The organism is Bacillus sp. RC251, assembly GCF_044908765.1.
Taxonomy (GTDB): domain Bacteria; phylum Bacillota; class Bacilli; order Bacillales; family Bacillaceae_G; genus Bacillus_A; species Bacillus_A wiedmannii.
The window spans coordinates 1,061,003-1,073,983 of sequence record NZ_JBIYDP010000001.1 but is presented as its reverse complement, the minus strand read 5'-3'; the positions used below and the strand labels follow the sequence as shown (position 1 = coordinate 1,073,983).

Annotated in this window: 15 protein-coding genes; 3 read left to right on the top strand and 12 right to left on the bottom strand. The window is 34.2% G+C overall.

The annotated features are described in order from the left end of the window. Window positions 1-84: 84 nt before the first annotated feature. Both ABH961_RS05450 and ABH961_RS05445 read left to right on the top strand, forming a co-directional pair. The gene (locus tag ABH961_RS05450; RefSeq protein WP_048543114.1) at window positions 85-1,392 is read left to right on the top strand and encodes a hemolysin family protein; all 1,308 of its coding nucleotides are present in this window, start codon (window positions 85-87) and stop codon (window positions 1,390-1,392) included. A 1-nt stretch (window position 1,393) separates the two neighbouring features. Then, on the top strand, window positions 1,394-1,876 hold the full coding sequence (locus ABH961_RS05445; RefSeq protein WP_000217333.1) for a DUF456 domain-containing protein: 483 nt from the start codon (window positions 1,394-1,396) through the stop codon (window positions 1,874-1,876). A gap of 25 nt (window positions 1,877-1,901) precedes the next feature. Here ABH961_RS05445 and ABH961_RS05440 read toward each other — a convergent pair whose 3' ends face one another. The 4 genes from ABH961_RS05440 to cls all read right to left on the bottom strand — a co-directional run bounded on the left by ABH961_RS05440 (window position 1,902) and on the right by cls (window position 4,808). Continuing rightward, window positions 1,902-2,522: an NAD(P)-dependent oxidoreductase gene (locus ABH961_RS05440; protein ID WP_048543116.1), complete on the bottom strand. Its 621-nt coding sequence runs from the start codon at window positions 2,520-2,522 to the stop codon at window positions 1,902-1,904. 243 nt (window positions 2,523-2,765) lie between these two features. Continuing rightward, window positions 2,766-2,945 (bottom strand): hypothetical protein, encoded by a 180-nt coding sequence (locus tag ABH961_RS05435; protein WP_001045960.1) that lies wholly within the window; start codon window positions 2,943-2,945, stop codon window positions 2,766-2,768. 188 nt (window positions 2,946-3,133) lie between these two features. Beyond that, a complete protein-coding gene (locus ABH961_RS05430) occupies window positions 3,134-3,592 on the bottom strand; it encodes a spore coat protein (RefSeq protein ID WP_048543118.1) in 459 nt (152 codons plus the stop codon). Between the two features lie 31 nt (window positions 3,593-3,623). Then, on the bottom strand, window positions 3,624-4,808 hold the full coding sequence (cls, locus tag ABH961_RS05425) for a cardiolipin synthase (protein ID WP_141497543.1): 1,185 nt from the start codon (window positions 4,806-4,808) through the stop codon (window positions 3,624-3,626). Window positions 4,809-4,968: 160 nt separating this feature from the next. Here cls and ABH961_RS05420 point away from each other — a divergent pair, with 160 nt between their 5' ends. Continuing rightward, complete coding sequence (locus tag ABH961_RS05420; protein ID WP_000505094.1) at window positions 4,969-5,055, top strand: YjcZ family sporulation protein; 87 nt, start codon at window positions 4,969-4,971, stop codon at window positions 5,053-5,055. Window positions 5,056-5,181: 126 nt separating this feature from the next. On the opposite strand, the gene ABH961_RS05415 is transcribed toward ABH961_RS05420, so the two are convergent. The 8 genes from ABH961_RS05415 to cotH all read right to left on the bottom strand — a co-directional run bounded on the left by ABH961_RS05415 (window position 5,182) and on the right by cotH (window position 12,960). Continuing rightward, window positions 5,182-5,688 carry an acyl-CoA thioesterase gene (locus ABH961_RS05415; protein ID WP_000141167.1) on the bottom strand — a complete coding sequence of 169 codons (507 nt, stop codon included), beginning with the start codon at window positions 5,686-5,688 and terminating at the stop codon, window positions 5,182-5,184. A gap of 195 nt (window positions 5,689-5,883) precedes the next feature. Beyond that, the gene (locus ABH961_RS05410; protein WP_048543124.1) at window positions 5,884-6,753 is read right to left on the bottom strand and encodes a TIGR03943 family putative permease subunit; all 870 of its coding nucleotides are present in this window, start codon (window positions 6,751-6,753) and stop codon (window positions 5,884-5,886) included. A 3-nt stretch (window positions 6,754-6,756) separates the two neighbouring features. Beyond that, on the bottom strand, window positions 6,757-7,653 hold the full coding sequence (locus tag ABH961_RS05405) for a permease (protein ID WP_000418724.1): 897 nt from the start codon (window positions 7,651-7,653) through the stop codon (window positions 6,757-6,759). A gap of 198 nt (window positions 7,654-7,851) precedes the next feature. Next, complete coding sequence (locus ABH961_RS05400) at window positions 7,852-8,793, bottom strand: magnesium transporter CorA family protein (protein WP_000932392.1); 942 nt, start codon at window positions 8,791-8,793, stop codon at window positions 7,852-7,854. A gap of 184 nt (window positions 8,794-8,977) precedes the next feature. Further along, a complete protein-coding gene (locus ABH961_RS05395; protein ID WP_048543127.1) occupies window positions 8,978-10,357 on the bottom strand; it encodes a putative polysaccharide biosynthesis protein in 1,380 nt (459 codons plus the stop codon). A 96-nt stretch (window positions 10,358-10,453) separates the two neighbouring features. Then, window positions 10,454-11,056, bottom strand: a complete 603-nt coding sequence (uptA, locus tag ABH961_RS05390) for an undecaprenyl phosphate transporter UptA (protein ID WP_000881203.1) — start codon at window positions 11,054-11,056, stop codon at window positions 10,454-10,456. 104 nt (window positions 11,057-11,160) lie between these two features. Then, entirely contained in the window at window positions 11,161-11,778 is a 618-nt protein-coding gene (locus ABH961_RS05385; RefSeq protein WP_048543128.1) for an NUDIX hydrolase N-terminal domain-containing protein, read from the bottom strand. Window positions 11,779-11,883: 105 nt separating this feature from the next. Then, window positions 11,884-12,960: a spore coat protein CotH gene (gene cotH, locus ABH961_RS05380; protein ID WP_048543582.1), complete on the bottom strand. Its 1,077-nt coding sequence runs from the start codon at window positions 12,958-12,960 to the stop codon at window positions 11,884-11,886. Window positions 12,961-12,981: the final 21 nt, after the last annotated feature.

Here is a 12,981-nt window from a genome sequence, read left to right as displayed (position 1 = left end):
CTTTTCGTTTGGATTTATTATAAAAGCATAACATAATCGCAGGAGGTGACATCTTTATTCCAAACTACGGAATAGAGAACACACTTGGACATATTAAATATTTTTCTCATCTTTGTGCTCATCCTTATTTCCGGCTTTTTCGTTGCATCAGAATTCGCTGTTGTAAAAGTACGAAAAAGTCGCATTGACCAACTTGCAAATGAAGGCAATAAACAAGCTTTAGCTGCAAGAAGTGTCCTATCTAATTTAGATGTTTATTTATCAGCTTGTCAGCTCGGGATTACGATTACTTCTTTAGGGCTTGGTTGGCTTGGTGAACCGACTGTGGAACATTTACTACGACCGCTCTTTGAAAAGATTAATATTACTGGAACAATGGCGAATACTTTATCCTTTATTATTGCTTTTAGTGTTATTACATTTTTCCATGTTGTATTAGGTGAATTAGTTCCAAAGTCTTTCGCCATTCAAAAAGCTGAAGCAATCACACTTAAGTTTGCACGACCACTTATTTTATTTGATAAAATTATGTATCCTTTCATTTGGCTACTTAATAGTACGGCAATCTTTTTCACAAAACTACTCGGTTTAGAGCCTGCGAAAGAAAATGAACTTGCCCATTCTGAAGAGGAACTACGACTCATTTTAGGTGAAAGTTTCAAAAGCGGCGAAATAAACCAAACCGAATATAAATATGTAAATAATATTTTTGAATTTGACGACCGGGTCGCGAAAGAAATTATGGTCCCTCGTACAGAAATGATTTGCTTATCTACTGAAAATACGTTAGAAGAGAATATGGATATCGTCGCAACTGAAAAGTATACACGCTATCCGATCATCGAAAAAGATAAAGATGATATCATCGGTATGATCAATACGAAAGAAGTATTTCACGATCAAACGAAAGGCATTCATAAACCACTTGAATCTTACATACATCCAGTACTAACTGTATTTGAAACTGTTCCAATTCGCAAAACATTAGTACATCTACAAAAGAATCGCGTTCAGATGGCAATCATTATGGATGAATATGGTGGTACTGCTGGACTTTTAACAATGGAAGATATTCTTGAAGAAATCATTGGAGAAATTCAAGATGAGTTTGATGCGGATGAATCACCTATGATTGAAAAACGTACGCCGAAGCTTACTGTTTTAGATGGGAAGGTGCTCATTTCTGAAGTAAATGATATGTTTGGCCTGCATATTGATGATAGCGATTTAGATACAATTGGAGGCTGGCTCCTCTCTCAAGCAGTTGATTTAAATATTGAAGCTGGTTATTCCATTGAATTTGCCGGTTTTCAATTTAAAACACTAGAACTTGATGGACATCAAGTGAAAAAAATTGCGGTACATAAATTAGACACGAAGAAGGAGTTATAAAGTGACAGTATTATTAACAATCTGTATTATTGCCTGTTTCATTGTTTCATTTCTCGCCTTTATTTATCCTATCATTCCAGGCATCCTTGCTGTCTGGGCTGGGTATTTAATTTACCATTTTGGTATAAATGGCGGAGAACTAACAACTTCCTTTTGGATTATTCAAGTCATTTTCACACTATTTATTTTCATTGCTGATTTTATTGCAAATGGATATTTCTTAAAGAAATATGGGAGTTCTAAATGGGGAGAGCGTGTCGGTATGATTTCTATTATTGTCGGATCTTTCTTCTTCCCACCATTCGGTTTAATTATCATACCGTTCTTATCGGTATTTATTACAGAACTAATGCATAAAAAAGCGCCAAAAGACGCCTTTCTAGTAGGAGTTGCTACTGTAGTTGGTTTTTTAAGCAGCACAGTAGCGAAAGCTATTCTCCAAATCATTATGATTCTCATATTTGTATGTTATATCATCTTTTAACCATCCCAATTTCGGGATGGTTTTTTTAATATGAAATACCTACTCGACTATTCTCATATTTGTTTTCACTACACAGATTCCACGTAAATTGCGCTGTATCACCAACTGTTATTTTCACTCCCCCTTCTGGTAATACATCTTTTTCAGTTCGATACACTCCTGTCACATCACCGTCTATTAAATGCGTCGGACAAACGACCGTCCAACATAAATTACTACTACTAAGTATCTTATATGCAGCTAAATGATCTTCTGCTGCTGTTGTCATTTTCCTTTTCGATTCAGCTGATTGAAAACGATATAAATTTAGATTTGTTCTTGCTTGTAAAATACCTGCTGTTCCTATTGTAATGATTTTATGTACCCCTTCTTCTTCCATTTGCTTTATAATTTGTGGCATACTCTTCGCTAACGTTCCATTTCGATCCGTACCAAGTGCACTTATTACTATATCGTTTCCTTCTATCGCTTTCTTTATATCATTTTCATTTAGTACATTACCTTCTATTACTCGTAACCTTTCATGTTGTATTTCTATTCTATTTAAATCACGTGCTAATGCAGTTACTTCAGCTGCATCCTTTAATGCTAATTTTATTATATTTGAACCTACTCGACCTGTTGCTCCTAATATACATACTTTCATTTGTTTTCCCCCTATTTCATTCTCCCTCTATTTTTCAATAATCTCAATCAATTTACAACAAAAAAGCTTCCTCCTATATAAGAGGAAGCTCTATTATTATTTTACCCCGCTTTAACGGGCAGTAAGACCCCACCTCAAAATTCAGTAAAAACAAAGAAGTTAGATGGGGATCAACTGCCCGTAAAAGCCCGATTGGTTCAACTAATAATCAGTGGGGGATGCCCCACTGATTAAAGTTTCACTTTATTTCTTTTCTTTAGAATCTGTAGACTTCTCAGTTCCACTTGTTTCTTTATCCTTTTTGTCCTCTTGTTGTGTTGTTGTATCGTCTTCTTTCTTCTTGTCCTCACCTTTACTACAACCTACCATTAATAAAGAACTTGCAAGTGCCATAGCAGTTAATGATTTAACCCATTTGTTCATTTGCGTTTCCTCCTTTAGATAGAATATGTACAACCCCCATATTACTCTCTATTTTTAAAGAAAAGATTGAAAAATAGTAAATAAACGGTAAATATTTGTAAATTTTCTAATAATAGATATGTACACCTAGTCTTTTTTTCTCCATGAAAAGTAAAAAACTAAGGCGCCTATCTTTCCGCCTTAGTTTCTTATGCAAACTTCTCATTTTCATAAACATGTTTAATCTTATACTCTTTCTTCACAACATATTGCCATACACTATAGGCATAACGATTCATTTTCAGGAAGCAATTTTCTAAAAACGAGCGGAATTCTGGATTCGCAACTTCAACTGCCACTTGAGCGAACTTTAGTGCTAACCGTTTTAAATGCGAAATATAACAAGTTGCAATATGGATATCCCCTGTATATTTACTATCAGTTTCCTTTTCCATTTCATGAAAATGAAATGAAATTGGTTCACAAGTTATATGCTGTACATTCTCTCCTTCTTGAAAATTCACTTGTTCATTATACGCTTGCAACATATATGGTAAATGATGCTGTAATAGCTCTTTTAATTCTTCGTCTCTTACCTCCCCTGTATACTCCCCAACCTTATAAATAAGCATATAACTATACCTCATTAATTCTTTCATACAATCCATGAAAATACCTCCCTTCTCTTTTGTCTATATGTTATAAATATGATGCTATAACATTTGCTATTCTTGCTAAAAACCAATCCCACTTACTAATTTTCTCAAAATCTTCTTCTGAAAATCTTTTTGATTTATGAAAGTCTTCTTTTAATCGGTTCCATACGTCAGCAACAACTGTTGTATCATATATGATACAGTTAGATTCACAATTTAAATAAAAACTTCTATTATCAAAATTCGCTGTACCTATATCAACAATTTCTCCATCAATGATTGTTACTTTCCCATGAAAAAAACCATTCCGATATTGATAGATCTCCGCTCCAGCATGGTTCATCTCTCTCAAATACGGATAGGCAGCTTGTTTTAACAATACTGCGTCGCTTTTAAATGGTACGAGAATTTTCACATTGACACCTCGGTTTAATGCACCTTTTAACTCTTTCATCATTTCTTTACTTGGTACAAAATATGGCGTAGCAATAATTAAAGACTTTTTAGCCTGCTTTAAAAGCGCTCCATATTTTTCCCATAACCCTTTTCCATCTGAAAATAAATATTGATATTTTACATGCCCAATTGCAGGTAGACTTTTATGTATAGGCATTTTTTCTCCCGTATCTTCTTTCCAGTCAGCAGCAAATTTTCTTTCCATATCTTTAGCACCATTCCCGTTGACTCGCACATGATAATCACGCCACGGACCAAATTTCGGATCTTGTCCAAGGTACTCCTTTCCAATGTTAAAGCCGCCGATATATGATATTTTTCCATCTATCGTAACAATGCGTCTATGGTTTCGTTGATGCAACGAATAAAATAAATGTTTCAATTTAGGTTTTTTACTAAACGTAAACTGGACACCATTGCTTTTTAGTTGACGAATTATCTTTTTCTTCAGCTTATATCCACCTATTCGATCAACTGACAATTTTACTTCTGCTCCACTCGATGCCTTTTTCTCGAGCAACTGCAAAAACTCTTTGCTTATTTCATCCTTACCTACAATATAAAAATGGATATATATGTACTTTTCTGCATTACGTATATCCTCAAATAATTTCGTATATAACTCTTCACCGTTCGTATATAGTTGAAATTCACCTAATCGAACTTGCCCTAATTCATATTCACTAGCCATTTTTTTCCCCATTTCCACATCGATGTTCATCCAAATGAATACACCTATTAAACAAAGGATTACAACGAAAAAGTGTTTCATGGATATTTCCCTTCCTCCACTTACTGTTATTTCTATATCTTCCCTTTTTTAATACAATATCATTCAAGAAAATATGTCATTACATGATATATGTCCATATCAAACGATAGCTCATTTGCATATTGTATGTTGTATCTTAAAATAAAAGGAGGAAATAACAATGGGCTTCGCACATGGTAATGGATTCGCGCTATTAGTCGTATTATTTATCCTCTTAATCATCGTCGGTGCTGCTTGCTTCTGCTAAGTAGTTATCGTCATATGATATGTGGATGAAAAAACTATAAAAGCGGACACCTATTTTTAGGTGTCCGCTTTTCATATGAAAAACATTTCCGTTTGTTATTGTACCTTTAACGACTACATATTCAACTCAAAAAGTTAATAATGTAGCTACTTTCTTACTCTCCGCCTTACGTATATGGCGTTGTTCTGCACGTAACACTGCAATGCGATGTAATTCTTTCTCTTCTTCTGTTTCAGGGATAACTCGCGGCACAGGAACCGGATTATTTTCCTTACTAAGTGCAACAAAAGTAACAAATGACGTTGCTGCTATACGTTTCTCACCCGAAATTAAATCTTCTGCTACTACCTTCACAAATACTTCCATAGAAGTTCTACCCGTCCAAATTACAAAAGATTCATAACTAACACAATCTGAAGAGCGAACAGGATGTAAGAAATCTACCCAATCCATAGATGCTGTGACACATTCTTTTCTTGCATGCCTCGTTGCTGAAATAGAAGCAACCATATCCATCTCGGCTAATATCTTCCCACCAAATAGCGTATTATGATCGTTTAAATCTGTTGGAAATACTCGGCTCGTTTTAAACACTCTAGACTCATTAGCTGTTTTCCCTTTTACTTCAGTCATTGTTATCACCTCTTTGATTATTTAACCCGCTATTTGCAGACATTAAGACTCCCACCACAAAATTTGGCTGGAGCAAAGAAGTTCGGTAAGAGTCCCATTTCCCATTAACACTAGAACGGTATGAGCTTACTATCACTACACGCTTAATATTAACAACATTCAGAACTCTTAGTCCACAAAAAAGAACCGATGTTATCAATCGGCCCCTCTAAATACATATTGTTCTTTTGGCGGTTCAACCTTATTCCATTTCGTTACTTCTAATACAGGGATATTTGCATGGAATGGCTGATAAAATTCCGTTGATATTTCTCCTTCAACTTGAATCCAATCATCATTTTTCCATTCTACCCCTTCTGGTTTTTTCACTAACATACCATATACACCAGAATCCGCTACACAATGTATAATCCCGAAACGGAATAAGAAATATTGTTCTTTTTGAGAAGAGTCATCTTTGAAAACAAACCCTTTAAAAGATAATTTTTTCCCAGTAAACTCGCCAGGATAATTATAAATTGTTTCCATCCCTTTTAGAAAATCTTCATCTTTTAAAGTAATATTATCTTTCGTAACAAACTCTTTTTTCCCCTTTTCCATTACACCACGGTATCCTTCTTTCCCGTAATAAATGCTCGTATCAGGTCTTAGAAATTGCCTTGTCATAAATGGATCTGTACTTTCTGCTTGTGCAACAGGAAAATGAAATCCTTTCGCCTTAACGATATCTGAATCTAACGTTGCAATCGGGAAAAACAGCCCTGAGACAATCGGAAAACAAAACAATGAGTACGAAAATGCTTTTTTCCACCATGTATTCTCATCTTTTGAATGATCATGCCCGCAATGGCTATGATCACAACTACAATCTTGTTTTTCTTGTTCTTTCTGATGTTCTTTTTGGAATACGATAATAATTTGAACGACCGTTAAAAACCCTAAAATAATAGCTGCTGTTGTTGATAAATAAGCATACTTCATATTGATATACTTCGTAATATTACCGGAAATATGAAGCTGCGCGATTAAGATTGTAAAACCTAATAATATATATGCTCGAAACATAACCTACCACCCCATCGCATAAATGAGTAGTGAGCTTGCATAAACAACAAGTGTAACTGTAACTGTAACGACAATTACAAATTTCGTTTTAAACGTCGCAAGCATCATAAACATATTTTTAATATCCACCATCGGTCCATATACGAGGAACGCGACAAGTGACGCTGTTGAAAATGTACTTTGGAATGACGAAGCAATAAACGCATCCGCTTCTGAACAAAGTGATAAAATGTAAGCTAGTCCCATCATAACAGCTGGTGAAGAGAACGGCCCTTGTCCTATAGCAAGAAGTGTTGAAGTTTGTACGAACGTTTGAACTGCCGCTGCAATTAACGCACCTAATACTAAGTATTTTCCCATCGAGAAAAATTCCTCAACAGCATGTGTACAAACATCCCACATTTTCTTACGTAATGGACGCTTATGATTCACTTCTGGAAAGTGATCATCTCTTAATTGATGTTCTTTAAACATAAATGATAATATAATTCCAACGATAATTGCTACGATAATCGCTACGATAGAACGATACCATACCATGTGCATACTACTTCCAAAGGCAACGTATGTTGCAAATAATACGACCGGATTAATAATTGGCCCAGTTAACATAAATGCAATCCCGGCATATGGCGGAACCCCTTTTCCGATTAATCGCCTTACAATCGGAACGATTCCACATTCACAACCTGGAAACATCATACCTAAAAAAGTAGCCATTAAAACAGACAGAAATCGGTTTTTCGGCATCCATTTCGCTACCATATCTTCTGTCACAAACATTTGAATGAATCCTGAAATAAATACACCTATCAGCACAAAAGGAAGTGCTTCGATCAATATGGAGATAAAGATTGTATTCATTTGCAGGAATGCTTTCGGTAATTGAAACAATTCCATGATGTATTTCCTCCAACTTTTCATTAACAATATGTAATTTTAACCCCATTTTATTAATTGGACAAGACTTATACGGAATTCACTTCCTTCATATACATTACATTTTATAAGTTATATTCTATTCAAAACTTTTGATTTCATAGCAAAAAAGCTGCTCTAGCGCAGTTATATAACTATGCTAGAGCAGCTTTCTTCTCGTTAAAAGTAACGTTTCTTCCAAAAAACAAACGCTAATGTGAAAGATAGTGTTACACATATTATGAGTACAATTACAAAACCATGTGCTTCCCCTTCAAACGGAACCTTTACGTTCATTCCAAAGAAACTAGAAACCATCGTTGGTAACGATAAAATGATTGTAATAGACGTTAACAGTTTCATAACACTATTTAAATTATTTGATATAACGGAGCTAAAAGTATTCATCATTCCACTTAAAATGTGACTATATATTTCCGCCATTTCAATAGCCTGTTTATTTTCAATTAATACATCTTCTAATAAATCTTGATCGTCTTCATACATTTTTAAAAATGTACTGTTACGCATTAATTTTTGAATTACAATTTTATTCGCCTTTAATGATGTTGTAAAGTAAACTAAACTTTTTTCAAGGCCTAGCAATGTGAAAATCTCTTTATTTTTCATCGACTTATTTAATTGATGCTCTAAATCGATTGTTTTTCTGTTAATTTGCTTTAAGTATCTTAAATAATAAGTAGAAATCGTATATAAGAGCTGAAGTGCAAAGCGCGTCTTTTTAAACGTATAAAATTCTTTAATACGTTGATTAATAAAGCGTTCGAAAATTGGGTTTTCTTCTAAACAAATTGTCACAAAGCAATCTGGCATTACAATCATACCTATTGGAATCGTGTCATAAATCGAATTTCCTTCTTCATCATGTCTAACTGTTGGAATATCCACGATTATTAAGGTATTATTGTCTTCCTTTTCAATACGAGAGCGTTCTTCATCATCTAAAGGGTCTTTAATAAAATCTAAGTCTACATTTAAAGTTTGTACTAGATATTGAATTTCTTCTTCCGTTGGATGAAGTACATTAATCCAGCAACCCTTTTGCATTTCCTCAACCTCTTGTAGTTTTCCGTTTCGGTCTGTTAAATAAATATTTAACATACTATCACCCCGATTCTTTTTACATGTAGGAATCTACCTCTCTTACATAACAGTTTTTGAACCGCCATTCTCAGCATATGAAACATACGTTTAAATTTCAATAGAAAAATTATTTTGAAAACGTTTTTATAAGAAAAATATTCTAAAAAAAGAAAAAGACAGAGTGCTCTCTGCCTTAAAAAGCTTATGTTGCCTTTATAACATATTTAGAAAGCATCCACAAGTTAAAGCCAACTGAAATCGTATAACCAGCGTATGTTGAAATAATAAAACTTACATAATCGAAATGCGGAAGCAATACGATATTTAAAACTATCTTTACAATAATGCCAATTACTAATCCTAGCACTGTTTTCTGTTGTTGGTTAATTCCTTGTAACATCGCAGCTGTTACTGTAAAAAGCGAAAATAGTATACAGGCAGGAGCATAATACTGTAAAATAACTCTCCCCATCTCCGGATCATTTCCGGCACCAAATAAAAGAGTATATACTGGTTTTGCTAACAACATCATTCCAATCGCCGCTGGTACCGTAATACCTACTACTAATACATTCGTTCTCGTAAAATGTTTGTACAGTAACTTCATATTCCCTGCTGTATAAGCTTTTGTCATCTCAGGTACGAGAGACATACTAAAAGCAGTCGCAACGGAAACTGGGATGAGTACAACCATCTGAACAAGACCAATTATTGCATTTATCTTCTCCGCTTCTCCTTGCATATACCCTATTTGTATAAGTAGTTTATTAATTGTAAATGTATCAATCGTCTGATACAACGGGATTGCTAAACCAACTACAACAAACGGTATTGAATATGTAAAGAGCTCCTTATACAGTGAGAAGAAAGATTTCGTTGTTTGCGGAATACTCGCCATTTCTTTTTTCTTTAAGTGCTTTCTCCTTCTTATGTAATACGCACTTAAAACAGTTAATCCACCTATCGCTCCCATAAAGGCACCGAACGTTGAAATACCAACTGCTAGCGAGATAGAAGATTTTAAAATATATAAAACGACAAAGCTTCCTATTAAAATGGTTAAGACCCGAAAGAACTGCTCAACAACTACACTTAAAGCAGAAGGCCCCATCGATTGAAACCCTTGAAAGAATCCCCTTAATAAACTCATTACCGGTACAAGTATTAACGCAAAACTTACAATTTGGATATTAGTAGTGACCGCTGCTACACTATTCCCTGTTTGATCATTTCCATCGATTACAAGTTTAGCTAAATGTGGAGCTAATATATATAGCGTAAAACATGAGATTACTCCCATTATTAACATAAAAAAGATACCGCTCTTTAGCACTCTCTTAACCGTATGATAATCATTCAGTTGATCATATTTTGATACCATTTTTGAAACAGCAAGTGGTAGTCCCATCGTCGCAATGCTGAGCATAATCGTATAAGGACGATATGCATATGTGTATAAAACGTAACCACTCGTACCAACCATTGCTGTAAATGGTATAACATATATAAATCCTAACATTTTAGATATCATCGTTGCCATCGTTAAAAATATCGTTCCACGTATAAACGGTGACCCTTTCATCACATTCCTCCGCTACGCTTTATTATTACACATTATGGACAACTCCTTTTTTTTAGAACCGAAACAAATAAAAAAGCCAATGAAAAATCATTGACTTTAACGCGCTGCTTTTTTCTTTTTTAAATACTTTAAACCGAAGTATAGAGCAACAAAGAGAACAGCTCCTATAATTATGTAATGTGTGTAATCAGATGCATACTCTTTAATGTGTCGCCAATTTCCACCAAGCTTTTCACCTAAGTATATAAATAGTATTGACCATGGAATAATCGCAACTACTGTATATAGTGTAAATAGTTTTAACGGCATTTTAGCTAATCCTGCTGGAATAGAGATTGCATGACGTACGACTGGGATAAAGCGTGCAGAAAAGATTACTCCTGCTCCGTAACGCTTAAACCAACCTTCCGCTATGTCTAAATGGTGTTTATTAATAAGTAGATATTTCCCATATTTCTCTACAACCGGACGCCCTCCGTAATATCCAAGCCAGTATAAAAAGATTTGGGCTAAAGTACCACCAATAGTTCCGGCGATAACTGCACCGACAAAACTAATTTTACCATCCGCTACTAAAAATCCAGCATACGAAAGTACAATTTCACTCGGGATAATTTCAATCATTAAAGCTAGTGCTACTCCAAAGTAACCTAAGCTTGCAAAAAATTGCAATAACTGATCTATTATGCTTGCTAACATTTTATTTTCTATCTCCTTTTTTCTTCACATACCATCCCATTATTACATAAAGGTTGCATTTTGCCAATATCTTCATTTCAACAATAGCATCGGCATAAGCATTATTAATCTATTAATGTTTCTTTTTGAGGTTCTTTCATGTAGGCAAACATTTCTTTAATTTGCGCTTCTGTATTTCTAGCAATCGATAAATTAGGCAATTCATTCTCACCAAAAAACTCCACATCTTCTGTTTCAATACTAATTTTCTTTTCACCACCAACAATCTTACAGCCAATAAAAATTTTATATACATGTGTTGCTGAAGGCGATGGTTGATGTTTTTCTTTATCAAATATAGCGAGTAGCTTAAAATCATCTACTTCATAACCCGTCTCCTCTAAAACTTCTTTTGCTGCTACTTCTGTCGGCGTATAACCGATATCAGCCCATCCACCTGGCAATGCCCATTTCCCATCACTTTTTTCTTTCACAAATAATAGTTTTTCATTTTGAAAAATGACTGCCCTTATATCAACTTTAGGTGTTTGATAGCCTGTCTCACTTGCAAATAACTTCTCTACTATTTCCCAATCTGTCTTTGTATAATGTGACATCATTGAAATGGAAATATCCCGTAATTGTTGGAAACGCTCTATATCATACACATCTTTAGAATACGTTAAACCCGCTTGAGCTATAGATTGTATTTGTTTTACCCAATCAACCCACTTAACTGTCATGTTTCCACATCTCCATTCTTTATTAAGTAAATATTACTTCAATTCAATTGATACATCTTTATTATACAAAAAAAGAGATTGATAATGTTCCAATCTCTTTCAAAATTAATCCAATTCATGTAAGTGGTCTTGTATATACTTTCTTCTTTTATTTATATATTCATCAATCATATCAGCTTCTTGATCAAATGTTTCTAATTTTTCTTTCATATATGGATCTTGTAGTAAATATGGGCGAATCGATTCACACAAACCTTCTACTTTCGGCATCATAAATGAAACGGTAAATTGTTCTTCTAATATTTCTTCCAAAATGCTTCGGTATTGTTTTCTAAATACAGGTATATCTAACAATCTTGCACTTAACGTGTTATAACCTTGGATACGAATATACTCATGATTAAGTGGTCTCCCTTGTACATCTCGCCCCCAAGTCGCATCATAATCCCACGGTATCACTTCAAATAAATTTGTTTCATCGTTATGATATAGTGCATAGTTATGAACGAAACCATCAAAGTTTTGTGTAAAAATAACGCCAGCTAACCATCGTAAATATTTATCAACATGCAAAAACTTTCCAATTTCTTTTTCATAAGCTTCCCTCGACAAAGCATTCGCTTGAAATACAAATTCACTCAGCTGTTCTTCACTATTTTTATTCGAATATTTAAATTCATAACCCGCAAAGAGCTCAGTCTTAACATCTTTATCTCTCTCACTCATTAAAGAAAAATTCGCATCATCATCTATCGCATAATAAATAGAACCACTCGGTAATCCTCTATTTTTCAAAAAGTTTTCATCAACTGATTCTAACTGTAAATATACACCTTGAATTTGACCATTAATTTTTATAAATACATGTTGTGATTTTGGTGAAAGTACACCAATATCATGAAAAAAATCTAAAGATAATTTATTTCGTATGAGAGACGGATCCATAAACTCAGAATTTAAATGAATCTCTTTCGCACCTTGAAATTTTTTCGGTTTATAAAACATAACATGATAAGACTTTTTCTCAAATTCACGAATATGAGCGCCTCGGTATACGATATCAATGTCATACTTCTTTTTTCCATAAGTTAATTTTGCTGGCACTGGACTATCTGACCAAATTTCTTTTTTCAATTCCACTAAGTTCATTGGATGAATAAAAAAATCATATGAAGGTAGCATATTTCCCCATCCCTTCTCAGT